Annotated in this window: 23 protein-coding genes; 4 read left to right on the top strand and 19 right to left on the bottom strand. The window is 64.1% G+C overall.

The window, feature by feature from the left end:
• Together OZ911_RS15350 and OZ911_RS15345 are read right to left on the bottom strand one after the other, a co-directional pair.
• Positions 1–243, bottom strand: a complete 243-nt coding sequence (locus OZ911_RS15350; protein WP_016487311.1) for a hypothetical protein — start codon at positions 241–243, stop codon at positions 1–3.
• On the bottom strand, positions 240–983 hold the full coding sequence (locus OZ911_RS15345; protein WP_023049004.1) for a carbon-nitrogen hydrolase family protein: 744 nt from the start codon (positions 981–983) through the stop codon (positions 240–242). The genes OZ911_RS15350 and OZ911_RS15345 overlap by 4 nt, the downstream gene beginning before the upstream one ends.
• A 216-nt stretch (positions 984–1,199) precedes the next feature.
• Between OZ911_RS15345 and OZ911_RS15340 the strand changes: the two genes are divergently transcribed.
• Positions 1,200–1,925, top strand: a complete 726-nt coding sequence (locus OZ911_RS15340) for a metallophosphoesterase (RefSeq protein ID WP_024717549.1) — start codon at positions 1,200–1,202, stop codon at positions 1,923–1,925.
• Here the strand turns inward: OZ911_RS15340 and OZ911_RS15335 are convergent.
• Positions 1,873–2,487: a LysE family translocator gene (locus OZ911_RS15335; RefSeq protein ID WP_023049002.1), complete on the bottom strand. Its 615-nt coding sequence runs from the start codon at positions 2,485–2,487 to the stop codon at positions 1,873–1,875. The genes OZ911_RS15340 and OZ911_RS15335 overlap by 53 nt on opposite strands.
• 114 nt (positions 2,488–2,601) lie before the next feature.
• On the bottom strand, positions 2,602–3,411 hold the full coding sequence (locus OZ911_RS15330) for a helix-turn-helix transcriptional regulator (protein ID WP_023049001.1): 810 nt from the start codon (positions 3,409–3,411) through the stop codon (positions 2,602–2,604).
• A gap of 131 nt (positions 3,412–3,542) precedes the next feature.
• On the opposite strand from OZ911_RS15330, the gene OZ911_RS15325 reads away from it, so the two are divergent.
• Positions 3,543–4,166: a LysE family translocator gene (locus OZ911_RS15325; protein ID WP_016487306.1), complete on the top strand. Its 624-nt coding sequence runs from the start codon at positions 3,543–3,545 to the stop codon at positions 4,164–4,166.
• On the opposite strand, the gene OZ911_RS15320 is transcribed toward OZ911_RS15325, so the two are convergent.
• The 12 genes from OZ911_RS15320 to OZ911_RS15265 all read right to left on the bottom strand — a co-directional run bounded on the left by OZ911_RS15320 (position 4,163) and on the right by OZ911_RS15265 (position 16,870).
• Positions 4,163–6,583: an autotransporter family protein gene (locus OZ911_RS15320; protein WP_070086553.1), complete on the bottom strand. Its 2,421-nt coding sequence runs from the start codon at positions 6,581–6,583 to the stop codon at positions 4,163–4,165. The two genes, OZ911_RS15325 and OZ911_RS15320, sit on opposite strands and share 4 nt — an antisense overlap.
• Before the next feature lie 133 nt (positions 6,584–6,716).
• Positions 6,717–6,992: a peptidylprolyl isomerase gene (locus OZ911_RS15315; RefSeq protein WP_016487304.1), complete on the bottom strand. Its 276-nt coding sequence runs from the start codon at positions 6,990–6,992 to the stop codon at positions 6,717–6,719.
• A gap of 99 nt (positions 6,993–7,091) precedes the next feature.
• Positions 7,092–7,571: a serine protease inhibitor ecotin gene (gene eco / locus OZ911_RS15310; protein ID WP_023049333.1), complete on the bottom strand. Its 480-nt coding sequence runs from the start codon at positions 7,569–7,571 to the stop codon at positions 7,092–7,094.
• A 55-nt stretch (positions 7,572–7,626) separates the two neighbouring features.
• Entirely contained in the window at positions 7,627–8,397 is a 771-nt protein-coding gene (gene hbdH, locus OZ911_RS15305) for a 3-hydroxybutyrate dehydrogenase (RefSeq protein WP_023049332.1), read from the bottom strand.
• Positions 8,398–8,435: 38 nt separating this feature from the next.
• Positions 8,436–9,452, bottom strand: a complete 1,017-nt coding sequence (locus OZ911_RS15300; protein WP_023049331.1) for an ABC transporter permease — start codon at positions 9,450–9,452, stop codon at positions 8,436–8,438.
• Positions 9,452–10,510, bottom strand: a complete 1,059-nt coding sequence (locus OZ911_RS15295; RefSeq protein WP_070086554.1) for a microcin C ABC transporter permease YejB — start codon at positions 10,508–10,510, stop codon at positions 9,452–9,454. Before OZ911_RS15295 ends, OZ911_RS15300 begins: the two co-directional genes overlap by 1 nt.
• Positions 10,507–12,306 (bottom strand): extracellular solute-binding protein, encoded by a 1,800-nt coding sequence (locus tag OZ911_RS15290; protein ID WP_033732386.1) that lies wholly within the window; start codon positions 12,304–12,306, stop codon positions 10,507–10,509. Before OZ911_RS15290 ends, OZ911_RS15295 begins: the two co-directional genes overlap by 4 nt.
• Before the next feature lie 141 nt (positions 12,307–12,447).
• Entirely contained in the window at positions 12,448–12,729 is a 282-nt protein-coding gene (locus tag OZ911_RS15285; RefSeq protein WP_023048866.1) for a peptidylprolyl isomerase, read from the bottom strand.
• A 79-nt stretch (positions 12,730–12,808) separates the two neighbouring features.
• Complete coding sequence (locus OZ911_RS15280) at positions 12,809–13,870, bottom strand: 3-deoxy-7-phosphoheptulonate synthase (RefSeq protein ID WP_016487297.1); 1,062 nt, start codon at positions 13,868–13,870, stop codon at positions 12,809–12,811.
• Positions 13,871–14,424: 554 nt separating this feature from the next.
• Positions 14,425–14,976 (bottom strand): YbhB/YbcL family Raf kinase inhibitor-like protein, encoded by a 552-nt coding sequence (locus OZ911_RS15275; RefSeq protein WP_023048864.1) that lies wholly within the window; start codon positions 14,974–14,976, stop codon positions 14,425–14,427.
• Between the two features lie 47 nt (positions 14,977–15,023).
• A complete protein-coding gene (locus OZ911_RS15270; RefSeq protein WP_016487294.1) occupies positions 15,024–15,332 on the bottom strand; it encodes a hypothetical protein in 309 nt (102 codons plus the stop codon).
• A 245-nt stretch (positions 15,333–15,577) separates the two neighbouring features.
• Complete coding sequence (locus tag OZ911_RS15265; RefSeq protein ID WP_016487293.1) at positions 15,578–16,870, bottom strand: MFS transporter; 1,293 nt, start codon at positions 16,868–16,870, stop codon at positions 15,578–15,580.
• Between the two features lie 413 nt (positions 16,871–17,283).
• Between OZ911_RS15265 and OZ911_RS15260 the strand changes: the two genes are divergently transcribed.
• The gene (locus OZ911_RS15260) at positions 17,284–18,159 is read left to right on the top strand and encodes an AEC family transporter (RefSeq protein WP_070086555.1); all 876 of its coding nucleotides are present in this window, start codon (positions 17,284–17,286) and stop codon (positions 18,157–18,159) included.
• Positions 18,160–18,277: 118 nt separating this feature from the next.
• Here OZ911_RS15260 and OZ911_RS15255 read toward each other — a convergent pair whose 3' ends face one another.
• The 3 genes from OZ911_RS15255 to OZ911_RS15245 form a co-directional block, all read right to left on the bottom strand.
• The gene (locus OZ911_RS15255; RefSeq protein WP_016487290.1) at positions 18,278–19,411 is read right to left on the bottom strand and encodes an HlyD family secretion protein; all 1,134 of its coding nucleotides are present in this window, start codon (positions 19,409–19,411) and stop codon (positions 18,278–18,280) included.
• Complete coding sequence (locus tag OZ911_RS15250; protein ID WP_023048862.1) at positions 19,408–21,057, bottom strand: MFS transporter; 1,650 nt, start codon at positions 21,055–21,057, stop codon at positions 19,408–19,410. Before OZ911_RS15250 ends, OZ911_RS15255 begins: the two co-directional genes overlap by 4 nt.
• Positions 21,058–21,133: 76 nt before the next feature.
• Positions 21,134–23,650 carry an excinuclease ABC subunit UvrA gene (locus tag OZ911_RS15245; RefSeq protein ID WP_070086556.1) on the bottom strand — a complete coding sequence of 839 codons (2,517 nt, stop codon included), beginning with the start codon at positions 23,648–23,650 and terminating at the stop codon, positions 21,134–21,136.
• Between the two features lie 203 nt (positions 23,651–23,853).
• Here OZ911_RS15245 and OZ911_RS15240 point away from each other — a divergent pair, with 203 nt between their 5' ends.
• The gene (locus tag OZ911_RS15240) at positions 23,854–25,029 is read left to right on the top strand and encodes a M20 aminoacylase family protein (RefSeq protein ID WP_016487287.1); all 1,176 of its coding nucleotides are present in this window, start codon (positions 23,854–23,856) and stop codon (positions 25,027–25,029) included.
• Positions 25,030–25,064 lie beyond the last annotated feature (35 nt).

The raw sequence follows: 25,064 nt of genomic DNA, 5'->3' as shown, positions 1-25,064 counted from the left end.
TCACCTGAACCAACTGGCGAGCAGGCAAACCAATATCGCAAGCACCGAGCCTGCCATCAGGGTGTACTGCCGATGGGCCCGGCGGGCATGGGCTTTTACCGTACGCAGGTACTCGCCGGGAGTGGGTGCATCGGGCCGATGGCGCAAACCCTCGGCCACGTCGGCAAGCTGGCCCCGGATCAGCAAACCGACCAGATAGTAGGTGCAGGCGTAACTCAGCAACGCCAGAAACAGGTAAATCATGGCGCGTGCAGGTGCAAAGGCAGGGCCATTGCGCTGGCATTGCCAGTGTCCAGCATGATCAGCCCCTCACTGTGATCATCCAGGCTGGCCAGCAAGCGCCCCTGGCTGTCCCACGCTGCCGACCCGCCGGCACCGATGAAGGTATCGGCCGGCCCCACGCAGTTGGCCATCAACACCGGCATTGACAGTTCACGTGCCACCTCGGGGTAATGCGCGTAGCCCTCGCGGATGCCCTTGGCGGTTTTCGCCACACTGACCAGATACAGGTCGGCGCCGTGCTCGCGGGCGGCGGCCGCATGCGCCATGAACATCGATTCGTAGCAGATCGCCGGTGCCACCCGATGGTTGCCTGCCTGCAGCAGCAGTGCCTGATCGCCTGGGGTGAAGTAGGGCAGCTCGTCATCATGCAGGCGCCGTTTGGCATAGGCCTGGCGCGGTGCCCCGGGGCTGAAGATCGGCATGCCGATGCGAATGCCGTCGGGTGTCGGCAACGGCAGGCCTACGGCAACGGTGAGACCCAAGCGGTCACTGGCTGCCTGCAGCGGGCCCAGCCGTTCAGAGCTGACCGGCAAGGCGGCCTGGCGCGCACGGCTTGGCTCATAGCCGGTCAGCGACAGTTCGGGGAAAACCACCAGCTCGGCGCCAAAGGCCGCAGCTTGCTCGATGCAGGCCAGATGACGCTGGAGGTTGCCTGGCAAATCGCCCTTGAGCGACGCCAGTTGCACGGCGCACAGTTTCATGAAAAACCCTTCCCTGGTTCAGGTTGAAGGGTCGAGCATACTATTGGCATCAATGGCTGTGCCAGTGAAGGGTTATTCAGGTTGCCGAGCACGTCGGCGTGCGCGGCTGGCGCGCCGTGTGCCATGCTATCCAGTGAAGCGCCATGGGCCCGGCACACACCGGGGGCAGCCTGCATTTTACGCCCGCCATGGCAGCGCCTGCAGAGGGAGATTGCAATGGGACGGTTTCGGCGGTTACTCGCCAATATCCGGGGACGTGACTTGGCAGTGGGTGATATCCATGGCCACTTCCAGCGCCTGGAGCAGTGCCTGGATGCGGTGGGTTTTGATCCGGCCATAGACCGCCTGTTCAGTGTGGGTGACCTGGTCGACCGTGGGCCGCACAGCGAGGCCGCGCTGGAGTGGCTCGCGCGACCCTGGTTCCATGCGGTGCAAGGTAACCATGAGGCGCTGGCAATTACCCGCGTGCGAGGGGGGCGGCTTGACCTGGAGATGTACCGCGCAGCGGGTGGAAGCTGGTTCCTGGACCTGCCGCGCAAGGCGCAATTGCGTTTCGTGGAACGCTTCGAGCAATTGCCGATTGCCATCGAAGTGGAAAGCGCGGCCGGCCTGGTCGGGCTGCTGCATGCAGACAGCCCGTTTGCAGATTGGGCAGCGCTACGTTCCTGTCTGCAGCTGGATGACGACCCTGAAGTACGCCAGGTATGCCAGTGGTCGCGGCGGCGCCTGAAACAAGGTGATACGCAGCAGGTGCAGGGCCTGCGTGCATTGCTGGTCGGCCACACACCGGTGCTGGAGGCAAAGCTGCTGGGCAATGTCTGGCACCTGGATACAGGGGGGTGGGCTAGCGGCCATTTCACCTTGATGGACATGCGTACCCTGCAACTGGTCAGCCCTGCGCCAGATGCATCAACAGCGCGGCGGCCAGGATCACCAGCATGATCCCTGAGGCCCGCTCAAGCCACGGCAGGCTGCGAGCGAAATGCCGCAGTACTCGTTGGTTGCCGATGGCCACGGCGACCAGCAGGTCCCAGAGCAGGACGATGCTGAACATCCACAGCGCGTAGGCCGATTTCCAGCCGGCGCTGGCGCTGGCGACCATGCTGGCGAGGCTGGCATAGAACAGCGCGTTCTTGGGGTTGAGGATACCGGACAACAAGCCCATGCCCAGATTGCGCCACCAGCCTTGAACCCTCGGGTTGCCTGCGACTGCGCCCAGGCGGGTTTGCCCGGCGTGGCGCAGGAACAGAATGCCGATGTAAAGCAGGTAGCTGGCGCCGGCCAGTTGCAGTGCAGTGAACAGCAGGCTGCCTTCCTGCAGCACAGACAGGCCGGTGAAGGCCATGGCGATGAACGCGCCATTGGCCAGGGCAATGCCCAGGCAGGCGCCGCTGGCGATGCGCCAGCCGCTGTTGATCGAACTGCGTGCGACCAGGAAGAAGTCCGGGCCGGGTGAGAGCAGGGCGAGGAAGTGGGCGAGGGCAATGATCAGGAACGGTTGCATGGGCGGCGCGGCTCTGCGGGAAAAACCGCAGTCTGCTGCCGGGCCTGCCCCAGCGTATTGAACAATATTGCAAACAAAGCGGGGCACTGTCCCTGTGCAGGAGCGCACAGGCCTCTAATCGCCCCGATACTGCCCCGGCGTCACACCCACATGGGCTTTGAATACCCGTTGGAAATGGCTTTGATCGGCAAACCCGAGGCGGTAGGCCACCTCCGCCAACGCCAGCCCTTCGCCCAGCAACTGCCGCCCGCGATTGACCCGGGCATTGAGCAGATAGGCATGCGGCGTCAACCCTGTGGCCGTGCGGAATGCGCGGATCAACTGGTAGCGCCCAAGGCCGGCCTCGCGGGCCAGCACCTCCAGGCTCAGTTGCGCGGGGTCCTGGCCTTCGAGGCGTGCGATCAAACCGCTCAACGCAGTTGCCCCCAAGGCGGGGGCTGCTGCCAGCGGGGCTTGGGCGGAAAAGTCCAGGTCACCCACAAAGGCAATCAGCGCCGCATCCTTCTCACTGTTGCTGGCGCTGGAGAACAGCAACCTGTTCAGCTCGCAGAACTGCCCATACACCGCTGGCACCCGGCAGATACGCGCCGGCTCACCGGGCCCGGCGCCGGCCAGTCCCGACTCCAGCCGCACCTGGGTCAGCCAGTCGGCATCCACATGCAGCATCTGGTAGCTCCAGGCTTGCCCGGGTTGGGGGTTGCAGGCATGTACGCGGTGGGCTGGCACCAATACCAGCGTGCCGGGTGTCAGCCGTTCCTGCCCATGTGCGGCGCCGCTGAAATGGCTGTGGCCAGCATCCACCGCACCGATGGAGAACGTCGGGTGGCTGTGGGCCTTGTAACAGGCGCGGCTATGACAGGCGCGGCGGCTTTCCACATGCGGGAGTGCCGGGTCGCGCCACAGCTCGGCGTGGGAGCGGGGCATCACAAGGTCCTCTATTTCGCCCGCAGCGTAACAGGTGCCGCGTACCCGTACAGTTTTTATCGCTGGCTGTAACTTGACCGCAAGGCCCGGCACACGCCGAAATAGACGCTTGTTGCCCAAGGAAAACAACAATGGACCTTTCAAGCCTGCTGCTTTTCATCCCCGCCTGCTTCGCCCTGAACATGGCGCCCGGGCCGAACAACCTGCTGTCGCTGCACAACGCCAGCCGCTACGGCCTGCGCACGGCCTGCGTGGCCGGTGGTGGTCGCATCGTTGCCTTCAGCGGCATGATCGCCTTGGCGGCCATGGGCCTGGCCGTGGTGCTGCACACCAGTGAATACCTGTTCCTGGCCATCAAGGTAGTGGGGGCGGCGTACCTGTTCTACATCGCCTGGCAGCTGTGGCGCGCACCGGTAGGCGAGGCCGTGGTGGCAGCCGATCACCCGCGTGGCACCTGGCGCCTGACGCGGCAGGAGTTTTGGGTGGCAGCTGGCAACCCCAAGGCCATCCTGATCTTCACCGCCTTCCTGCCGCAATTCGTCTCGGTCGGCAGCACCACCCCGGTAAGCGAGCAGTTCCTGTGGTTGGGGCTGTTGTTCCTGCTGCTGGAATGGGCGGCCATAGCCCTCTACGCAGGCCTTGGCGCCTACATGCAGCGCTGGTTCAGCCAACCCGGCCCGCGCCGTTTGTTCAACCGGGTCAGCGCCTCCCTGCTGGGCTGCGCCGGCCTCGGCTTGTTGGCGGCGCGCCGCTAGAACTGCCAGCGCACCCCCAGGTTGATGCCGCTGGCTTCCTGCTGGCGGCTGTCCAGGTTGGCGGTGTACTGCACGCCGCCATGCAGGCTCAGCGCTTCGCTGACCTGCGCCACCACGCCGCTTTCCAGTTGCACCGAGGTATAGCGGTAGTCGGTCTTGATCTTGTCGACATCATCGAAGGTCAGGGTGTCGCGGCCACCGTCGCCGTGCCACAGGTTGACCTGCGCATAGGGTTGCAACAGGCGCCCGCTGCTCCCCGTGAACGCACCTTCCAGGCGCACACCCAAGCGGCCGGTCAGCTCTACCTGGGCGTCATGGCTGATGCGCGAGACACTATCGCTTGCGCTGTCGAGCGAAACTTTTTGTGCAATCAGCTGGGCTTGTGGCTCCAGCGTCCAGCGTTCGGACAGGGCGATGGGGTAGCCGGATTCGAGCGACGCCGCCCAGGCATGGCCGTCGATGTCCAGCTTATCGCCGCGCTGCGAGCGGGCCCGCCCATCGAGACGGGTGTACTGCAACACTGCATCCAGGTACGCGCCTTGCGGCCCGACCAACGCCCAGTAAGTGCCAACACTGTCGCCATCAAGTTTCAGGTCGCCAACGCTGCGGTCTTGCTCGGCCAGGGCGAAACCTTTGACGTCGGCATCCAGGCGGCTGTGGCTGACGTAAAAGCCGACATGGTGGCGATAACCGCCATCGCCCGTCTTGGCATACAAGTCCTGGCCCACCTTGAAACCGTACAGGTCGCCCTCCAGGCTCGGGCTGACCGTACCGCTCCATTGCTGGCGAAGCGTGCCGCCGTAGGCTTGTCCCCAACTGGCAGGCAGGGCGCCTTCGCCTTTGAGCAACTGTTGGTCGCCCTGGCGTTGATGGAAGGTGCCCAAGGCCTGGCGCGCGATGATCGCAGCGCCTCTTGGGGCGGCAGCGTAAACCGGGACTTCCGGGCGATACAGCGGCAGGCTTTCGCCTTGCACGGGGGCGGGCAGGTCGACCTGGCCAGGTGCCAGAGCGGCAACAGGTGGCGTCTGGGCCGGTGCTATTACCGGCGGCCTGCCCGGCTGTGAAGGTTGTGTGGGTTGTTCGGGCTCGGGGCCCGGTGCTGGAGCGGGTGGCGCGACTAGCGTCGAGCGCAGGTACCAGCTGTTTTGGCTGCCAGCGGTTACACCGCCCTTGAACAACCGGTAGTCATAGGCACCTACCGATAGCGTTTGCGTTTGCACGAATGCAGTGGCAGAGCTGGTGGCGCCGTCACGGGCTTCGACGAGCTGGATGCCGTTTTGTGCGGTTGTTGCACCCGCGCCATTGAGGTTGTTGACGAACAATCGCGTAGAGCCGCTGATGGCGCCGCGGCTGACCACCAGGCGGTCGGAGGCAGCGCCATCGCCTGCCAGTACGCTATTGAGGCGCAGTGTGCCGTTGTTACCGGTGTAATCGCCCTGAACAGTCAGGCGGCCCTGAGCGTCGTTGCCACGACTCAGGTCGAGGGTGCCGGCGTTGACTAACGATACCTTGCTGTCACTCTGGATGCTGACGATGCTGCCCTGGCGGCTGATCAGCGAGCTGCTTGCATCGATCAGAAGGGTGCCTGTCCCAGTGGCGGGGATCACGCGTGGCTGATCGCTGCCGAGGTCTCCCAGCGTGAGGGTGTCGTTGAGGGTGAGCTGGCTGCCTTGCTGGAGGTTGATGGACTCCCAGTTGATGTACGACGCCCCTTGGCCGACCTGACTCTGCTCGAACGTCAGTGTGTCCGTGCCGGTACCGCCGTCCAGAATAACGGCAGAGTTACCGAGGTCGAGGGCGCGGACGATGGCGGTGTCATCGTCATTCTCCATAATGACCCGCTTACCGATCTGGCCGCCCGTCCAGGTAAATTCATCCTTGCCGTTGCCAGTGCGTATTTCGCCTTTGAGCGTGCCGCCGCTGATGGTTATCTTGTCAACGCCGCTACTGGTACTGATATCACCGCCGACGGTGCCGCCTGTCATGATGATCGTGTCGTTGCCAAGCCCACTGACAACGTTGCCAACAACAACGGTTTCGACCCCGAGCCCCTGGGAAATTTCGAGGAAGTTGTCAGCGAGCTTGAGATCGATTCGGCCAATGCTGCCGCCTTTGAACCATGCGGTGTCACCGTCTTCAAAAGCGCCCGTGATGATGCCGCCGGTCATGGTGAACGTGTCCATGTCACCGCCCTGGTTCAACGACCCTAGCGTGCCGCCAGACATCGTGAAGGTGTCCTCGCCATTGCCTTGTTGCAATGACTGCACCGTCCCGCCGCTGAGGGTGAACTCATCAGCGGCATCGGTTTGCACGACGGCGCCGAGGGTCTCACCGGGTGTAACCGTCAGGGATTGGGAATGAGCCAGCAATGGCAGTGCCAGCAGGGGTAAGGGCAGCAGCGAGCGGGGGCATCGCATAGGCAGGTCTCCGGGTCCATTGAAGGGTCCACTACCTGAAGCGACGCCAACGGGGTGGCTTCGGCCCTGCCGGAGTTGTATGTAATGTTTGGCGAGGGGACAACTGGCAAAAATGTCAGGTGGCCCGCTGCCATCAATCGCGATAGAACGTTTGCACCAGGTGGTAGCCGAACTTGCTCTTGATCGGCCCGTGCACTACACGCAAAGGCTTCTTGAAAATCACCTGGTCGATGGCGCCGACCATCTGGCCCGGGCGGACTTCGCCCAGGTCGCCGCCGCGCTTGCCAGAAGGGCAGACCGAAAACTTTTTGGCCAGCACGTCGAAAGCCTCGCCGTTGGCGATGCGCTGTTTAAGCTTCTCGGCTTCGTCAGCGGTTTTGACCAGGATGTGGCGGGCTTGGGCTTTCATGGGGTACCTGTGCTTCGGGGCGAAAAAAGGGGCGCATTATGCCTGATAGACTCGCCTTGCAGGAGCGGCACAAGGCCGCTCCTGCAGGGGCCGCGGTAGTTATTCGACTTTAGCCTTTTGCACGTCCTGCGACGCCGACCAGATGCGGTAGCGCACCTCGACATCCTTGGGCACATACACCACCACCGGCAGCTTGCTGTTGTAGCGCAGCAGGAAGCCGTCACCGATCACTGGCACGAAGGCCTCGGTCTTCTTGCCATCCGGGCAGGCCATCAGGGTGCTGGCCGGGCCGCTGACTTTGTCCAGGCGGTAGTAGTTGTAGCCCCAGCCTTCCAGGGTGCGTTCTTCAAGGCTACCCCCCAAGTGCTGGCGATTGCAGTCGACTTGCAACGTTTTGCCGGCGAGGATCTCCAGTTTGTAGGCCGATTCATCGGCCTGTGCCGGCAGGTGGATGACCTGCCGGGTAAAGCCTTTTTCCGCCTCTGGGTAAGGCGCGACGTCCTTCAGGCTTGCCGCCATCGCAGGCGTGGCGGCAGCCAGGGTGAGGGCCAGAATTGCGGTCATCGGGGTAGGGCGCATAGGGCCTCCTTGCAGGTAAACGAATGCGAACCCGCCGCCAGGCCCAGGCCGCCCGTCACTGGGCCAACCAGCCACCGTCGACGTTCCAGGCGGCGCCGCGAACCTGGCTTGCGGCCTCGCTGCACAGGAATAGTACCAGTTCACCCAGGTGCTCGGGGGTGACAAACGCCAGCGACGGTTGCTTTTCGGCCAGCAGATCATGCTGTGCTTGCAGCGGATCGCCACCGTTGGCAGCACGATCGTCGATCTGCTTTTGCACAAGCGGGGTCAGTACCCAGCCTGGGCAGATGGCGTTGCAGGTGACATTGCTGGTGGCGGTTTCCAGGCCCACCACCTTGGTCAAGCCGACCACACCATGCTTGGCTGCCACATAGGCCGCCTTGCCGGTCGAGCCGACCAGGCCATGCACCGAGGCAATGTTGATGATGCGCCCCCAGTTGCGCGTGCGCATGCCCGGCAGGGCCAGGCGCGTGCCATGGAACACAGCTGACAGGTTCAGGGCAATGATCTTGTCCCAGCTTTCCAGCGGAAACTGCTCCACCGGCGCGACATGCTGGATGCCGGCGTTGTTGACCAGGATGTCGACGCCGCTGAATTCGCGCTCGGCCAGGGCGAACAACGCTTCAATCTGGGCCACGTCCGACAGATCGGCCGGATGGTGAACCACCTTCACTCCATGGCGGGCGATTTCGGCTATGGCCGGTGCCGGGTCGCCAAAGCCGTTGAGCACGATATTGGCGCCGGCGCGTGCCAGCACCTGGGCGATACCCAAGCCGATGCCGCTGGTGGAACCGGTAACGAGTGCAGTCTTGCCTGTCAGGGTCATGCAAAGCTCCTTTTCAAGTAAAGGCCGGGCGTGAAGACTCATTTTCTGGGGTCGAACGCTTCGCGCAAGGCATCGCCGATGAACACCAGCAGCGACAAGATCACCGCCAGCGCAAAGAACGCGGTAAAGCCCAGCCATGGGGCCTCAAGGTGTTGCTTGCCTTGGGTCACCAGCTCACCCAGCGAGGCACTCCCGGCCGGCATGCCGAAGCCGAGAAAGTCCAGCGCAGTCAGGGTGGTGATTGCCCCGGTCAGCATGAACGGTACATAGGTCAGCGTGGCGTTCATTGCATTGGGCAAGATATGCCGCAGCATCACCTGGCTGTCCGCCAACCCCAGCGCGCGAGCGGCTTTCACGTACTCCAGGTTGCGCCCACGCAGGAACTCGGCGCGCACCACATCGACGAGGGTCAGCCAGGAAAACAGTGCCATGATCCCCAGCAGCCACCAGAAATCCGGCTCGACAAAGCCGCTGAGGATGATCAGCAGGTAGAGCACAGGCAACCCCGACCACACCTCCAGCAGGCGTTGGCCAATCAGGTCGACCCAACCGCCGTGGTAGCCCTGCAGCGCGCCGGCCACTACACCGATGAACACGCTGACCACAGTCAGAGCGAAGGCGAACAGCAGCGATACCCGCGTGCCATACAACACCCGAGCCAGCACGTCGCGGCCCTGGTCGTCGGTGCCTAGCCAGTTGCTCGTGCTGGGCGGGCTGGGGGTGGGTACCAGCAGGTCGTAGTTGGGCGTATCGGCGCTGAACGGGATGGGCGCGAACAGCATCCAGCCGCCCTGGTCTGCGATCAATTGCCGTACATAGGCACTGCGATAGTCGGGCTGAAATGGCAGCTGGCCGCCGAATTCCTGCTCGCTGTAGCGCTTGAGCGCCGGCACATACAGCTCGCCCTTGTAACTTAGAAGCAGCGGCTTGTCGTTGGCCACCAGCTCAGCGCCAAGGCACAGCAGCAGCAGGCCGGCGAACAGCCACAGCGAGACCCAGCCCAGGCGGTTGCGGCGAAAGCGTTGCAGGCGGCGGCGCGAGACGGGGGACAGCATCAGTGCGCCCTCGTGTCGAAGTCGATACGCGGATCGAGCAGGGTGTACGACAGGTCACCGATCAGGCGGATCAACAGGCCTGCCAGGGTGAAGATGAACAGGGTACCGAACACCACCGGGTAATCTCGCGACACGGCGGCCTCGTAGCTCAGGCGGCCGAGGCCATCGAGGGAGAAGATCACCTCGATCAGTAACGAACCGGCGAAAAACATCGTGATCAGTGCCTGCGGCAACCCGGCCACCACCAGCAGCATGGCATTGCGCAGCACATGGCCGTACAGCACCCGGCGCTCACTCAGGCCCTTGGCCCGGGCGGTGACCACGTACTGGCGGGAAATCTCGTCGAGGAAGGCGTTCTTGGTCAGCAACGTAAGGGTTGCGAAACCGCCGATCACCAAGGCCCCGACCGGCAGCACCAGGTGCCAGAAGTAGTCGGCGACCTTGCCCAGCAGGCTGAGCTCGGCGAAGTTTTCCGAGACCAGCCCGCGTACCGGGAACCAGTTGAGCGAGGTGCCACCGGCGAACAGCACGATCAGCAGCAGCGCGAACAGGAACGAGGGCAGTGCGTAGCCGACCACAATCAGCGCGCTGCTCCAGGCATCGAAGCGGCTGCCGTGGCGTACCGCCTTGCGGATGCCCAGCGGGATCGACACCAGGTAGGTGATCAGCGTGGCCCACAAGCCCAGCGACAGGGTCACCGGTAACTTGTCCAGGATCAGGTCAGTGACTTTGGCCCCGCGGAAGAAGCTGCTGCCAAAGTCCAGCCGGGCATACTGGCCGAGCATCAACCACAGCCGTTCGGGGGCCGACTTGTCAAAGCCGTACTGGCGCTTGATTTCTTCGATCAGTTTCGGGTCCAGACCGCGGGTGGCACGCGACTCGCCATGTACCACCTCGGCGCGTGCGCCGGGTGCACCGCCGCCCAGGCCTTGCAGACGCGCCACGGCCTGCTCCACCGGGCCACCCGGCGCGGCCTGGACGATGGCGAAGTTGACCAGCAGGATTGCCAGTAGCGTCGGGAGGATCAGCAGCAGACGGCGCAGAATGTAGGCGGTCATGGTGATAGCTTCCGGCGTTCGGCCATTTGCGCGTTGGTCAACGGGGTGGGGCTTACCTCCCACCAGGTATCCAGGCCTTCGTCATAGGTGGCCTGGACCTTGGGCAGGCCAAAGCGGTTCCACCAGGCGGTGGAGCTGCCCGGCGGGTAGTAGTTGGGGATCCAGTAGTAGTTCCATTGCAGCACACGGTCCAGGGCATGGGCGTGGTGCAGCATGTCGGCCTGTGTGCCGGCGCGCACCAGACCGTCGATCAGGTGGTCCACGGCCGGGTCCTGCAGCACCATCAGGTTGTTCGAGCCGGGGTCGTGCGCGGCTGCCGAGCCAAAGTAGTTGTACAGCTCGGCACCGGGCGACAGGCTGACCGGGTAGCCGGTGACGATCATGTCGTAGTCCCGTGCCATCAGGCGGTTGACGTACTGGGCCGAATCGACATTGCGGATGTTCAGGGTGACGCCGATCTGTGCCAGGTTACGCTTCCATGGCAGCAGCAGGCGCTCCATGCCTGACTGGCCGTTGAGGAAGGTGAATGCCAGCGGTGTGCCCTGGCTGTTCACCAGGCGGTCCCCTTCGGGGTGCCAGCCGGCTTGTTCAAGCAGGTCCAGGGCCTGCAACTGCTGCTTGCGGACAATCCCCGAACCATCGGTTACCGGAGCGGTGAACACAGTGGTGAAGACTTCGTCCGGTATTTTGCCGCGCAACGGATCGAGCAGCTTCAGTTCGTCGGCATCCGGCAGCTTGCGAGCCGCCAGCGGTGTGTTGGAGAACACGCTTTGCTGGCGGATGTACAGGTTGCGCATCATCTGCCGGTTGCTCCACTCGTAGTCCCACAGCATGCCCAGCGCCTGGCGCACGCGGCGGTCCTTGAACTGCGGCTGGTCGAGGTTGAATACGAAACCCTGGGCAACCTGCGGTTTGGCCGGGCCCAGGTGCGCGCGTTGCAAGCGGCCATCGTCCAGTTGTGCGCCGTTGTAGCCCAGGGTGTAGGCGGTGGCGGAAAACTCGCGGTTATAGTCGTAGCCACCGCCTTTGAGCACCTGCCGCGCCACCTCGGTGTCACCGAAGTACTCGATGCGCAGCTGGTCAAAATTGTAGCGGCCCCGGCTGGCCGGCCGGTTGCGTGCCCACCAGGTCGGGTCTCGTTCGAAGGTGATGCTGCGGCCGTTGTCGATGCGCCCGATGCGGTATGGCCCGCTGCCAACTGGCTTGTCGAAACCCGCACCATTGGCGAAGTCGCGCTGCTGCCAGTCATGTTCGGGTAGCACTGGCAAGCTGGCGAGGTCCAGCGCCAGGGTTCGGCCGTGGTCGGGCTTGAAGTCGAAGCGCACGTGCTGCGGGCCTTCCACGGTTACGCCGGTGACATCGGCGAACTGCGTGCGGTACTTGAGGCTGCCCTTGCTCATCAACAGCTCGAAGGTGAAACGTACGTCCTCGGCGCGCACCGGCTTTCCATCGGCGAAGGTGGCAAGCGGGTCTATCTCGAAACGCAGCCAGGCATCCGCCGGGCCACGCTCCATGCTGCGGGCAATCAGGCCATAGACGGTATAGGGTTCATCGAACGAGCGTACGGCCAGTGGCGCGTACAGCAGGCCGTCGACCTCGCTGACGCCGATGCCTTTGTCGATGTACGGCAAAATATGGTCGAACTGGCCGATCTCGATGGCCGAGCGGCGCAGGATGCCGCCCTTGGGGGCGTCGGGGTTTACGTAGTCGAAATGCTGGAAGTTGGGGGCGTAGCGGGGGGCTTCGTCGTAGACGGTGAGGGCGTGGCTGGGAGCGGCATGGACGGTAAAGCCCATGCACGAAAACACAAGCCCCCACAATACTTGTGGGAGCGGGTTTACCCGCGAATGCGTCGGAGCAGGCAACGAGGTTGTCTGGTCTGGCCTCTTCGCGGGTAAACCCGCTCCCACAGGGGGTCTGATCACCGGGAGGGAGAATCAGTCCTGGCGGCTGGTCACTTCCAGCAGGTGGTAGCCGAACTGGGTCTTCACCGGGCCTTGCACGGTGTTGACCGGGGCGCTGAACACCACGGTGTCGAACTCCTTGACCATCTGGCCTGGGCCGAACGAGCCCAGGTCACCGCCCTGACGGCTGGACGGGCAGGTCGAGTTGGCTTTGGCGATTTCAGCGAAGTCGGCGCCTGCTTCGATCTGGGTTTTCAGTTCGTTGCATTTCTCTTCGCTGCTGACCAGGATGTGGCGGGCGGTTGCACGGGCCATGGGTACTGCTCCTTGGGGTAAAAACGCAAGCCTAGCGCACTTGCTTGGGGTATGTCTCGCCAGGCTCGCAACCTTCGGCTCACAGTTTTAGTGCAGCCTCACGCAACAAGGTTTCGGTCGAGGCCCAGCCCAGGCAGCCGTCGGTGATCGAAACGCCGTACTTCAGTGCACCCTTGCCCAGCGCCTGGCAGCCGTCGAACAGGTGCCCCTCGATCATCACGCCAACGATCGAGCGATCGCCTGCCAGGCGTTGCTCCAGCACATCGTTGAACACCGCCGGCTGACGAGCCGGGTCCTTGCCGCTGTTGGCGTGGCTGCAATCGACCATGATGCGCGCCTGAACGCCAACCTTGGCCAATGCCTGACGGGCCATGGCGATGCTGTTGGCATCGTAGTTGGGCCCTTTGTGGCCACCGCGCAGTACCAAGTGCGTGTCCGGGTTGCCCAGGGTTTCGATGATTGCCGGGTGGCCCTGCGCATCCATGCCGAAGTGGCGGTGCGGGTGGGCTGCGCTGCGCATGGCGTCGGTGGCGATGGAAATGCCGCCGTCGGTGCCGTTCTTGAACCCGACCGGCAGTTCCAGGCCACTGACCATTTCGCGGTGAATTTGCGATTCGGTAGTGCGTGCGCCAATTGCGGCCCAGGCCAGCAGGTCGTCGAAGTAGCCGGCGGCCATCGGTTGCAGCAGCTCGGTGGCCACCGGCAGGCCACGTTCGATCATGCTCAGCATCAGCCCGCGGGACAAGGCAATACCCGAGTGCATGTCGTCGCTGCCATCCAGGTGTGGGTCGTAGGCCAGACCTTTCCAGCCGACGGTAGTACGCGGTTTTTCGACGTAGGCGCGCATCACCAGCAGCAGCTTGTCACCGACTTCGCGGCTGAGGGCGGCCAGGCGGTCGGCGTATTCCAGCGCCGAGCGTGGGTCGTGGATCGAGCACGGGCCGACGATTACCAGCAGGCGCTCGTCGCGGCCTTCGAGGATGTTGCGGATGGCCTGGCGGTGGGCCTGGACTTGCTGGGCCAGTTCACTGGACAGCGGCATCTGTTGCTTGAGCAGGTGCGGGCTGGGCAGGCGCTTGCTGACCGTGGTGTTGGCTGCTTGCGGCTGAGTCAGGGGCAGGGCGAGGTTGGAAGCTTGCATGGCGTTTTTCCCTGGGCGGACGGCGGGTTCAGGCCCGCGCTGTCGGCCCTATCGAGGTGTTCGACAGATCGTTGAATTCGTATTGGCTGCTGCATTGCCACCTGTTGAGGACCGATCGGAGGCGGCAGGCTGGCCCGAACGGGATTGGCTAAATCGCCAGGCATAGGTGTTTGCGTCGTAATAAGTGGCGTAGTTCATGAATCTGTCCTCAATGTGAATCGGTGTTGTTCAAAGGCCTGAAAAGCAAAACCCCCGGTCGGGGAGCCGACCGGGGGTTTGAGTATTCTCATGTTCGGCGGCCCCTCGAAGGTGGGCGCCGTGTGGGTATCGGCGCCTAGTGGCTAAACCAATACCCGAAGTAATAGCTGGCAGGTGCCACGCAGCCGGCAACGGCCAGCACAGGGCGCAGTTTGCGACCGGTGTGGTTGGCGTGGTTGCGGGTGTGATTTGGCATGTTGCTCTCCAGTGAATGAGCCCGAGCTTACTTCAGTTTCACCGGGCCATTCAATGGATAAATGCTATGAGCTCGATCATTTGTTTTTGTACTGGATGGTTCAATGGCCGTAGCGCCCGATCAGGCTCTGCGCCCCTAATGCGTGGCCTTGCAGCAACTGCAACAGACCGCTGCGGTCCAGTCCCTCGGGAAGCGTGCCCAAGGGCAGGTCTGTGGCAATGAGCGTCAGTGCGTAATGGTGCGGGTTGTCGCCAGCGGGTGGGCAGGGGCCTCGGTAGCTGAGGGTGCCCCGCGAGTTGCGCCCCACAGTCACGTATTGCCCACTGAGCCCGGCCATGCCTTCCTTGAGCCCATCGTGCTCCGGGTCAATGTTGTACGCGACCCAGTGCACCACGCCGATACCCTTGCCGCCGTCCGGGTCGAACATGATCAGCGCGAGCGACTGGGTACCTGCGGGCAGGTTGTTCCAACTCAGTTGCGGGGTGCGCTCCTCGCCTGCGCCGCAGGCCGGGTCCTGCCCGACCTGCTGCAGGGCGATCACGCCCCCATCAGTGAATGACGAGGAACTGATCGACAGCGCCCCTTGGTTGCTACTGCTTGCCAAGGCTGTGCAGGGCAGCAGGGCGGCGAGCAGCCAGGGTTTGACGTTCATGGCGAATCCTTGGCAGGGCTTTGGGCGCAGTGTAGCCGAGGCGTGCCTCAGTGGCTGTCCTGGTCCTCGGCGGTGCCGCCGGTGTGCCCGGCGCCAGAGCCTGTCGCCTCGCCCGTGCTGTTCGAACCGCCGCTGGCCCCGTCGGCGGCATCGCTGTTGCTGCCGGTGTCGCTGCTGTCGTTGTCCTGGCCACTGCCGGGGCTGTTGACGCTGCTGTCGTCACCGGCGGTCTTGCCGCCAGACTGGTCGGTTTGCGGACGGCTGTCGGTGTTGGTGTCGGTGGCAGCAAAGGTGGTACCGGTGAGGCTGGCCAGCGCGAGCGCCAGGCACAGGGAGAGAGAGCGAATGCGGATCATGGAGGGTCTCCTTGGCGGATGATCTGTCATTCGTTTGGCTGCGCGTCAGGGCAGGTGTGCCTTTCGGGCGACGAGTGGTCACTCTGTGGGAGCGGGCTTGCCCCGGGAACACCGGCAAAGCCGGTGCCATACACAGCGTTGCCTGCTTCGCGGGACAAGCCCGCCCCCACACCAGCCACTGTTCTCTGCGTGACAGCACAACCTATAAGGGATGAGTGGCCTCCCACAAGGAGTCGGCAACGGATTCAGACAGGCTCTGAGCGTTGCGCCGGGCTTTCCACGGGATCCAGCGGCGGATGCTCCTGCGCCGCATGCATCAGGTCTTCGGTTACCCGCAGCTCGGCGCCGGTTGGCGAGAAGGTGGTCGAAGCGGTGAACGGTGCCGGGTGCTCTGCGGCCGGGCGCTTGCCGCGTCGCCACATGAAAAAGCACACCATGGCCAGGTTGACCACGGCAAAGGCCCAGAACAACCCGGCCTCGCCAAACTCGGTCATCATGGGCGAAATGGCCACCGGCGCCATGGCCGAACCCAGTGAGTTGATCAACAACAAGCCTTGAATCATCGGTACCAGCGCGTCGGAAGGCGCGCGGTCGGCCGCATGGCTGACCGCCACCGGGTACAGCGTGAACACGCCACCACCCAGCAGGAACAGCATGGCCGGCAGCAGGAACGAGTCCGACGGCAGGAATACTGTGACCAGCGACAACACCACGCACAGTGCAGCCAGGGCAATCAGCACATCCTGGCGATCCTTGCGGTCGGACCAGCGGCCCACCGGGTATTGCAGCAGCATGGCGCCGAGGATCACCCAGGCCATCATGTTGCCGACCTCGCCCACGGCCAGGCCGATGCGCTGCAGGTACAGCGGCAGCAGGGCATAAATGCCGGCAATCGCCACCCCCGAACCAAAGCAGCCAACCAGGCCAGACGGTGCCACACCCAACAATTGGCGGGGTTTGAGGGGTTCGACCTGGTCCAGCAGTGGCGATACCCGCGGGAGGATCACGATGGGCAGTACCGACAGGGCAGCCAGTACCCCAGCCAGCATGAAGGGTGCGGTGTCGCCAAGCTGGGTGATTTCGCCAAGGCCTGCCTGGGCAATCACCCCGGCGCCGTAGAAGGCGATCATGTACAGCGCCAGCAGGCGGCCGCGGATTTTTGCATCGCCGGCCAGCAGCAGCCAGCTTTCGATCACCAGGAACACGCCGACTGCCGCCCACCCGTTGATCAGGCGCAGCACCGACCACCAGGTGACGTCGTAGAACAGCCCCTGCAGCAGGATGGTCGCGCCGATCAGCGAAGCGAAGCTTGTGTAGGCGCGGATATGGCCGATGCGCAAGATCAGCCGGTCGTTGAAGATGGCGCCCAGGGTCAGGCCTAGGAAGTAGGTGGACGAGACGACGCCGATGGTGGTGGCCGACTCACCGGCAGCGCCCAGGCGCAGGGTAGTCAGGGAAGACATGAAGCCGTTGCCCAAGGCAATGATGAACAGCCCGAGCAGGGGCGCCAGCGCCATGGCCAGCAAACGCGGAGACATACAAACCTCTAGTTGGATGAGCGGAATGAGCGCCTTCTCGGACGCGCACACCGGCTCGACCCGATAAGGGGCGAGTGGCGACACGGATGCGACCTGGGCAAGACTCAACCGCTGGACCCTTTGGGAATGGGCCGGGCGGGGAGGGTTGAGCCTATTTCACATGTGCGTTCATGTGTTCAGGCACGGACTCTGTCATTGCTGCGGGTTGCCACCGTTCAAGGCGACGGGCGAAAAGGAAGCGGGATTCTACGGGCTTGGAAGCTTTTGCCCAAGGGGCACGGGTATGCGACGAGACGCCGCAGTCCAAGGGCGACATGAACGTGTCTTGGGCAGACATCTTGGCGCCGCTGTGCAGCCCCGGCCATCTCACGGACTGCTGCATAATGCTGAACCCACCCCAAGGAAGGCCCATCATGTTCGCGTCGCTGTTCGCAGTCCTGGCCCCGGTCTTCATCGTCGCCGGCATCGGCTTTGCCTGGGCCCGCAAGGGCCTGGACTACCCCACCGATTTCATCGCCCGGGTCGTGATGACTGTCGGTACCCCGTCGCTGGTGCTGTCCACCCTCAGTCGCACCGAGCTGAACCCTGACGCCTTCACCAGCATGGCCTTGGCTTGCCTGCTGTGCACCCTGGGCATGGCCTTGGTCGCCTTGCTGGTGTGTCGTGCTTCGGGCATGCATTGGCGGGTACTGCTGCCGGCGTTCATGTTTCCTAATACGGGCAATATGGGCCTGCCGATCAGCTTGTATGCCTTCGGTGAGCACGGCCTGGCACTGGCCGTGGCGTTTTTCCTGACCTTGTCGATCGTGCAGTTCACCATCGGCATGGCCATCTCTGGCACAGCGGCTTCGCTCAAGGCGCTGCTGCGCAACCCTATTGTCATCAGCCTGGCCGGCGCCATGCCCATCATCTTTCTCGATTTCGAGCTACCGCGCTGGCTGGCAAACACTGCAGATTTGCTCGGCGGCATGACCATTCCGCTGATGTTGCTGACCCTGGGGGTGTCGCTGGCCAGCATTCGCCTGCGTCACGTGGGCAGCGGCCTGTTGCTGGGCGGCTTGCGCATTGGCCTGGGGGCTGCGATGGGCTGGGCAGTGGGGGCGGCGCTAGGCATGGACAACCTTGAGCACGCGGTACTGGTGGTACAGTCGGCGATGCCGGTTGCTGTGTTCAACTACCTGATGGCGGTGCGGGCCAATCGTGAGCCGGAGCAGGTGGCGAACCTGGTGATGTGTTCGACGGTGCTTTCGTTTGTCTGGTTGCCGGTGGTGCTGGCCTGGTGGATGTAAGCCTGTTCTGGCCTCTTCGCGGGGCAAGCCCGCTCCCACAGGTCCAGCGCAGCCTTTGAAAGCTGTGCAGTCTCTGTGGGAGCGGGCTTGCCCCGCGAAGAGGCCGGCCGCGAACACATCAATCCTGGCTACGGGTATCGATACTGACCACTACCGACATCCCCGGCCGCAGGTGCCTGGCTTCCGGCTGGTCGGCATCCACGGTAATGCGCACCGGAATACGCTGGGCAATCTTGACGAAGTTGCCGGTGGCATTGTCCGCTTGCAGCAAGGCGAACTCCGAGCCGGTTGCTGGCGAGATCTGCTGTACATGCCCCTGTAGCTTCAGGTGGTTGAGCGCATCCACGGTGAAGCTCACCGGTTGGCCGATGCGTACATTGGCCATCTGGGTTTCCTTCATGTTGGCAATCACCCACAGGGTGTCGGGTACCAGGGCCATCAACTGCGCGCCGGAATTCACATAAGCCCCCAGGCGCGTGCCGATCTGCCCCAGCTGGCCGTCGCGCGGGGCGGTGACCCGGGTGTTGTCGAGGTCGATGCGCGCCAGCTCCACCGCCGCCTTGGCATTCTCTACCGAAGCTTGTAACGCGGCCCGGTTGACCACCACCGTTTCCCGGTCTTGGCGAGCGATTTCCAGCGCCGCCTTGGCCTGGGCCAGGCTGGCGACGGCAGCGGCTTCGCTGGCACGGGCCAGGTCCAGGTCACGGCGCGACACAGAGCCGTCATTGACCAGCGCCTGGTTGCGGCCAAGGTCGGCTTTGGCCTTGGCTGCCTGGGCCGCCGCATCGCCGATGGCCGCCTGACGCTGGGCGATGGTGGCTTCGGCGCTGTTACGCTGCTGCAGGTTGTTGGCCAGGGCCGCCTGCTGTTGCTGCAGTTGGGCGATGGCCTGGGCCAGGCGCTGCGTGTAGATGCGGTCGTCCAGTTGCACCAGCAAGTCACCGGTCTTGACGAACTGAAAGTCGTGCACCGGCACATCGACGATGTAACCACTGAGCTGCGGGCCAATGATGGTCACCTGGCCGCGCACCAAGGCATTTTCGGTACTTTCGATGGCGCTGCCGAACGGCGGCAGGCGCCAGGCATACAGCACCAGCAGGATGCCGGCCAAGGCCACGCAGGCGAAGCTGATCGTCGACAGGATGCGCACCCGCCGCGAACGCGTCGGGCTGGTGGGCTCGCTGGGCGGTGTGGTGCCTTCCGGGGTTTCGGCGATGGCGTTGGTGGTCGTGGTGCGGGTGTCGTCGGTCATCGGATGGGCGTGCCGGGGGTGGAGTCGGTGGAAGTGGTCTGGCGCCTTGCGTACCAGAGCCAGGTGCTGCGGATGCAGATCCAGACCATGGTCAGGATAGCGATGCTGCCGATCAGCACGAACACATCGTTATAGGCCATGACATTCGCCTCGCGGGTGGCGGCATTGGCCAGCACACGCATGCCAGCTTCGTTGCGCATGGCCGGGTCGGCGAGCAAGCCGCCGTAGCCGGCGCCACCGCTTTGAACGCGGCTGGTCACCAACGGTTCAAGGTAGCTGAGGCGGTCCATCAGGTGGCTTGAATGAAACTTTTCGCGCCAGGTCTGGAAGGTGCCCAGCAGTGCCGCGCCAATCAGGCCGCCGAGGTTGTTGCAGATGCCAAACAGCACCGAAAAGCTCACCAGATTGCGCGGGTTGGCGCGCACATGGCTGATGCCCAGTGCCATCGAAGGGCCGAGGAAAAAGGTGCTGCCGAACGCCAGCAGGAACTGGCTGAAGTACATTTGTGCCGGGCGGGTGAGGTTGCTGGAGCTGCTGTCCATGAACGCGCCTGTGGCCATGGCCAGTAGCGAGACGAACAGCGGGATCACCAAGTGGTTGGGGTTGATGGTCAGGGCACTGCTGGCCAGGCCAGCCACCGCACCCAGCAGCATGATCCAGTACAGCGTGCGCATCTGCTCGCTGCCCATGTTGAGTACCTGCAGGAAACCGACCGCACCGGTGGACTGTTCGGACGTGACCATGCGGATCAGTACCACACACAGGGCCAGGCGAATGATTGCACCGCTGCCCAGCCAGTGGGTCATCAGCAACGGGTTGCGGCGGTTGTGCTCGATGGCCAGGCCTGTGAAGATCAGCGCGATCGATGCCGCCAGTGCCACGCCGATCCACGGCGCCTCCAGCCACCAGTCTATGCGCCCCAGCGACAGCGCCGCGCAGAGCAGGGCGGTGCCGCTGGCCATCAGTGTAAAGGTGAGAAAATCCAGTGGTTCGAACGTCTTGAAGCGGTCACCGGGCGGCAGCTTGAGCATCAGTACGCACCCCAGCGCAGTCAGCGCCAGGCCCAGTTCGAACAGGTACAGGCCACGCCATTCGGCGATCTGCAGCAAGTCTTCGGAAAAAATCCGCGCCAGCGGCAGCGCCAGCTGCGAGGCGCCCAGGCCCAGTACCATGGCCTTCAGCCGCCATTTGGCGGGGAACGCCTGAATCATGTAGTACAGCCCCAGCGAGCTGAGCGCTGCGCCGACCATGCCGTGGGCCGCACGCACGGCAATGGCCGAGCTGAGATCGTTGACCAGCAGGTGGGCGAAAGTGACCAAGGCATACAGCACCAGGAACACTTCGGTGAACGCGCGCAGGCCGAACTGCTGGCGGAATTTCACCAACAGCAGGTTCATGGACACGTTGGTCATGACGTAGGCGGCCGGTAGCCAGGCCATTTCTGCCGTGGTCGCACCCAGGGCGCCCTGCAGGAACACCAGGTTGGCGGTGACCAGCGCGTTGCCCAGGCCACCGGTAATTGCCACCAGCAGGCCAACCACGCCGTAGGCCAGGCGCTTGGCTGGCGAATGCAGAGGCGTGGAGGGCGAGCCCGGCAGGCTGGGTTTTTCGTGGGGGAGCCACTGGCGAGGGGCGTATTTGTCCATGGGACAGACTGTACTTGAGCGGCGGTTGGTGCTGCTAGGTGCATCCTTTGGTTTTTGTGATGGCGATGCGCAGGTGCTACAAGGCTTTGGCCAAGAACGCCGCTGTGCGGCTGTCGGCACACGCGGCCACAACCTTGGGCGGCCCGCTGACCACTACTTTGCCCCCGGCGTCTCCGGCCCCTGGCCCGATGTCGATCACCCAGTCGCTCTGCGCCACCACGCGCATGTCATGTTCGACCACCACCACGCTGTGCCCGGCTTCGACCAGGCGGTTCAATTGCACCAGCAGCCGGTCGATGTCTTGCGGGTGCAAGCCATTGGTGGGCTCATCCAGCACGTACAGGGTTGCCCCACGGGCCGTGCGCTGCAGTTCGGTGGCCAGCTTGATGCGCTGCGCTTCGCCACCGGACAGTTCGGTGGCCGGTTGGCCCAGGCGCAGGTAGCCCAAGCCGATATCCTGAAGCACTTGCAAGCACCGGCGCGCCGGGGGCTGTTCGGCAAATACCTGCAGGGCCTGGTCGACCGTCAGTTGCAGCACTTGGGCGATGTTCATGCCTTGCCAGCTCACCGCCAGGGTTTCGGGGTTGTAGCGGGCGCCATGACAGGTGGGGCAAGGTGCGTAGACACTGGGCATGAACAGCAGCTCGACGCTGACGAAACCTTCGCCCTCGCAGTTGGCGCAACGGCCCTTGGCAACATTGAAGGAAAAGCGCCCGGCGTCGAAGCCCTTGGCCTTGGCCTGGTCTGTGGCAGCGAACAGCTTGCGCACATGGTCGAACAGGCCCGTGTAGGTAGCCAGGTTGGAGCGTGGCGTGCGGCCGATCGGTTTCTGGTCGACCTGCACCAGGCGCTTGATGCTGCCAAGGCCCGCACTCACATGGCCGCTGCTGGCCAGTTCAGGTGCGTCTTCCAGGCTTTGCTCTTCGGCTTCGCTGCGCTGCTCGGCATGGCCCAGGTGCGCGCCCACCAGTTCCAGCAGGGCCTGGCTGACCAGGCTGGACTTGCCCGAGCCGGAAATACCGGTGACGGCGGTAAAGCAGCCAAGCGGGAAGGCGGCGCTGACGTTGTGCAGGTTGTTGCGGGTGATGCCTTCAAGCTTCAGCCAGTCGCGGGCCTGCCGGGGTTCACGCGTGGTCCGGGCCGGGGCACTGAACAGGTAGGCGCGGGTGCGCGACGGCTCGACCTCGGCCAGGCCTGCGGGCGGGCCGCTGTAGAGAATGGTGCCGCCATGCTCGCCGGCAGCTGGCCCTACATCCACCAGCCAGTCGGCGCGGCGCATGGTGTCCAGGTCGTGCTCCACCACATACACCGAGTTGCCCGCGTGCTTCAGGCGCTGCAGGGCTTCGAACAGCGCTTCGCTGTCGGCAGGGTGCAAGCCGGCCGAAGGCTCGTCGAGTACGTAGATCACGCCGAACAGCTGCGAATTCAGCTGGGTGGCCAGGCGCAGGCGTTGCAGTTCACCAGAAGACAAGGTCGGGGTGCTGCGCTCCAGGGCCAGGTAGCCGAGGCCAAGGTCGAGCAGGGTATCGATGCGTTCGAGCAACTCGTTTGCGATGCGTTGGGCTGCCAGGCGCTTTTCCAGGGTCAGCTCGTCTTGCTGGTGTGTCAGGTAGCCCGCTGCTGCCACCTTGCGAAATACCTCGGCCAGCGCTTGCAATGACAGGTGCGACAGCTCGGCGATATCCAGCCCGGCAAAGGTCACGCCCAGCGCTTCGCGTTTCAGGCGTTTGCCCTGGCACAGCGGGCAGGGGCTGGGGCGCATGTATTGAGCCACGCGCTTGCGCATCTGTGCGCTTTGCGAGTGCATGAAGGTATGCAGCACGTACCGTCGGGCGCCCATGAACGTGCCCTGGTAGCTGGGCTCCTGTTTGCGCTTTAGCGCTTCACGGGTTTGCGCCGGGGTCAGGCCGGCATAAACGGGGGCGGTGGGCGTGTCCTCGGTGAACAGGATCCAGTCGCGCTGCGCCTGCGGCAGGTCGCGCCAGGGAATGTCAACGTCATAACCCAACGTCACCAGGATGTCGCGCTGGTTCTGGCCTTGCCAGGCCATGGGCCACGCCGCCACCGCACGCTCGCGGATGGTCAGCGACGGGTCGGGGACCATGGTTGCTTCGGTCACCTCGTAGACCCGGCCCAAGCCATGGCACTCTGGGCAGGCGCCCTGGGGCGTATTCGGCGAAAAGTCCTCGGCGTACAGCATCGCTTGCCCGTCCGGGTAGTGGCCGGCGCGCGAGTACAGCATACGGATCGAGCTGGACAAGGTGGTTACGCTGCCCACCGAGGAACGTGCGCTTGGCGTGCCGCGTTGCTGCTGCAGGGCTACCGCCGGCGGCAGGCCGTCGATGGCATCGACGTCGGGCACGCCAACCTGATCGATAAGGCGCCGGGCATAGGGCGCCACCGACTCGAAGTAGCGGCGCTGGGCTTCGGCATAAAGCGTGGAAAAGGCCAGCGAGGACTTGCCCGAGCCGGAGACGCCAGTGAATACCACCAAGGCATCGCGTGGAACATCCACATCGATGTTCTTCAGGTTGTGCTCGCGGGCACCGCGTACGCGGACGAAGCCGCTGGGGGAGGTTGGGCGTGAAGGCATGACGCAGTCCTTGGCTGTGGCTGAGCAGTGAGCCCCAAGGTAACAGCAATTTCGACCCTTTCGGTTCCACGGTGTGAAACCAGATTCGATTGTGCTTCATCCCGCCTCGCGCTTATCTGTCAGCCAAGCACGACCTGCCTTAGCCGTCGTGACCTCAAGGCAAACAACAAGAACGGGAAACCACCCGCGCGAGGAGACTCTACATGTCCCGACATCAGCACATCCTGGCCTGGCTTGACGACGTGGCCAGCGACCTGCACACGATCCGTCACGATATCCACGCCCACCCGGAACTGGGTTTTGAAGAGAGCCGCACCTCGGCGCTGGTCGCCCGTCTGCTGGCGCAGTGGGGCTATGAAGTGCACACCGGCATCGGCAAGACCGGTGTGGTCGGTGTGCTGCGCAATGGCAGCAGCCCACGCCGGCTGGGCTTGCGCGCCGACATGGACGCGCTGCCCATACACGAAGCAACGGGCGCGGCCTACAGCAGCCAGCACCAAGGTTGCATGCACGCCTGTGGCCATGACGGGCACACCACCATGCTGCTGGGGGCGGCGCGCTACCTGGCGGCAACCCGGCAGTTCGACGGCACGCTGACGCTGATCTTCCAGCCGGCCGAGGAGGGCCAGGGCGGTGCCGAGGCGATGCTGGCGGACGGCCTGCTGGAACGCTTCCCCTGCGATGCGCTGTTCGGCATGCACAACATGCCCGGGCTGCCGGCCGGGCATCTTGGTTTTCGCGAGGGGCCGATGATGGCCTCGCAAGACCTGCTCACGGTGACCCTCGACGGGGTGGGCGGCCATGGCTCGATGCCGCACCTGACCGTAGACCCGCTGGTGGCAGCGGCCAGTGTGGTAATGGCGCTGCAAACCGTGGTGGCGCGCAACATCGATGCGCAGGAGGCTGCGGTGGTCACCGTCGGTGCCTTGCAGGCCGGCGAAGCGGCCAACGTGATTCCCCAACAGGCGCTGCTACGCCTTAGCCTGCGTGCGCTGAACGCCGAGGTGCGGGCGCAGACCCTGGAGCGGGTGCGGGCGATCATCGTCAGTCAGGCCGAAAGCTTTGGCTGCCGTGCCAGCATCGAACACCGCCCGGCCTACCCGGTGCTGGTCAACCATGCCGCAGAAAATGCCTTTGCCACCCAGGTGGGGGTGGAGTTGCTCGGTGCCGAGGCGGTGGATGGCAACACCCGCAAGCTCATGGGCAGCGAGGACTTCGCCTGGATGCTGCAGCGCTGCCCAGGTGCCTACCTGTTCATCGGCAATGGTGTATCGCGGCCGATGGTGCACAACCCGGCCTACGACTTCAACGACGAGATCCTGCTGACCGGTGCCGCCTACTGGGGCGCGCTGGCAGAGCGATGGCTCGCGCCCGCCTGACTGCCTTTTGACGACTGCCGCTGGAACCCGGGCGC

The sequence above is a fragment of the Pseudomonas fortuita genome, assembly GCF_026898135.2.
In the GTDB taxonomy this organism is placed as follows: Bacteria; Pseudomonadota; Gammaproteobacteria; order Pseudomonadales; family Pseudomonadaceae; genus Aquipseudomonas; species Aquipseudomonas fortuita.
Note: the sequence above shows the minus strand (reverse complement) of the source record. Positions and strands in the feature narration are given on the sequence as shown.

What these genes read in the sequence shown, in the direction of transcription:
- OZ911_RS15315 (WP_016487304.1), bottom strand. Translation starts at nt 6,992, where the DNA reads ATGAAAGCCCAAGCCCGCCACATCCTGGTCAAAACCGCTGACGAAGCC.
- OZ911_RS15275 (WP_023048864.1), bottom strand. Translation starts at nt 14,976, where the DNA reads ATGAACGTCAAACCCTGGCTGCTCGCCGCCCTGCTGCCCTGCACAGCC.
- OZ911_RS15260 (WP_070086555.1), top strand. Translation starts at nt 17,284, where the DNA reads ATGTTCGCGTCGCTGTTCGCAGTCCTGGCCCCGGTCTTCATCGTCGCC.
- OZ911_RS15250 (WP_023048862.1), bottom strand. Translation starts at nt 21,057, where the DNA reads ATGGACAAATACGCCCCTCGCCAGTGGCTCCCCCACGAAAAACCCAGC.
- OZ911_RS15350 (WP_016487311.1), bottom strand. Translation starts at nt 243, where the DNA reads ATGATTTACCTGTTTCTGGCGTTGCTGAGTTACGCCTGCACCTACTAT.
- OZ911_RS15265 (WP_016487293.1), bottom strand. Translation starts at nt 16,870, where the DNA reads ATGTCTCCGCGTTTGCTGGCCATGGCGCTGGCGCCCCTGCTCGGGCTG.
- OZ911_RS15240 (WP_016487287.1), top strand. Translation starts at nt 23,854, where the DNA reads ATGTCCCGACATCAGCACATCCTGGCCTGGCTTGACGACGTGGCCAGC.
- OZ911_RS15295 (WP_070086554.1), bottom strand. Translation starts at nt 10,510, where the DNA reads ATGACCGCCTACATTCTGCGCCGTCTGCTGCTGATCCTCCCGACGCTA.
- hbdH (WP_023049332.1), bottom strand. Translation starts at nt 8,397, where the DNA reads ATGACCCTGACAGGCAAGACTGCACTCGTTACCGGTTCCACCAGCGGC.
- OZ911_RS15340 (WP_024717549.1), top strand. Translation starts at nt 1,200, where the DNA reads ATGGGACGGTTTCGGCGGTTACTCGCCAATATCCGGGGACGTGACTTG.
- OZ911_RS15245 (WP_070086556.1), bottom strand. Translation starts at nt 23,650, where the DNA reads ATGCCTTCACGCCCAACCTCCCCCAGCGGCTTCGTCCGCGTACGCGGT.
- eco (WP_023049333.1), bottom strand. Translation starts at nt 7,571, where the DNA reads ATGCGCCCTACCCCGATGACCGCAATTCTGGCCCTCACCCTGGCTGCC.
- OZ911_RS15270 (WP_016487294.1), bottom strand. Translation starts at nt 15,332, where the DNA reads ATGATCCGCATTCGCTCTCTCTCCCTGTGCCTGGCGCTCGCGCTGGCC.
- OZ911_RS15290 (WP_033732386.1), bottom strand. Translation starts at nt 12,306, where the DNA reads ATGGGCTTTACCGTCCATGCCGCTCCCAGCCACGCCCTCACCGTCTAC.
- OZ911_RS15255 (WP_016487290.1), bottom strand. Translation starts at nt 19,411, where the DNA reads ATGACCGACGACACCCGCACCACGACCACCAACGCCATCGCCGAAACC.
- OZ911_RS15285 (WP_023048866.1), bottom strand. Translation starts at nt 12,729, where the DNA reads ATGGCCCGTGCAACCGCCCGCCACATCCTGGTCAGCAGCGAAGAGAAA.
- OZ911_RS15335 (WP_023049002.1), bottom strand. Translation starts at nt 2,487, where the DNA reads ATGCAACCGTTCCTGATCATTGCCCTCGCCCACTTCCTCGCCCTGCTC.
- OZ911_RS15325 (WP_016487306.1), top strand. Translation starts at nt 3,543, where the DNA reads ATGGACCTTTCAAGCCTGCTGCTTTTCATCCCCGCCTGCTTCGCCCTG.
- OZ911_RS15300 (WP_023049331.1), bottom strand. Translation starts at nt 9,452, where the DNA reads ATGCTGTCCCCCGTCTCGCGCCGCCGCCTGCAACGCTTTCGCCGCAAC.
- OZ911_RS15320 (WP_070086553.1), bottom strand. Translation starts at nt 6,583, where the DNA reads ATGCGATGCCCCCGCTCGCTGCTGCCCTTACCCCTGCTGGCACTGCCA.
- OZ911_RS15345 (WP_023049004.1), bottom strand. Translation starts at nt 983, where the DNA reads ATGAAACTGTGCGCCGTGCAACTGGCGTCGCTCAAGGGCGATTTGCCA.
- OZ911_RS15280 (WP_016487297.1), bottom strand. Translation starts at nt 13,870, where the DNA reads ATGCAAGCTTCCAACCTCGCCCTGCCCCTGACTCAGCCGCAAGCAGCC.
- OZ911_RS15330 (WP_023049001.1), bottom strand. Translation starts at nt 3,411, where the DNA reads ATGCCCCGCTCCCACGCCGAGCTGTGGCGCGACCCGGCACTCCCGCAT.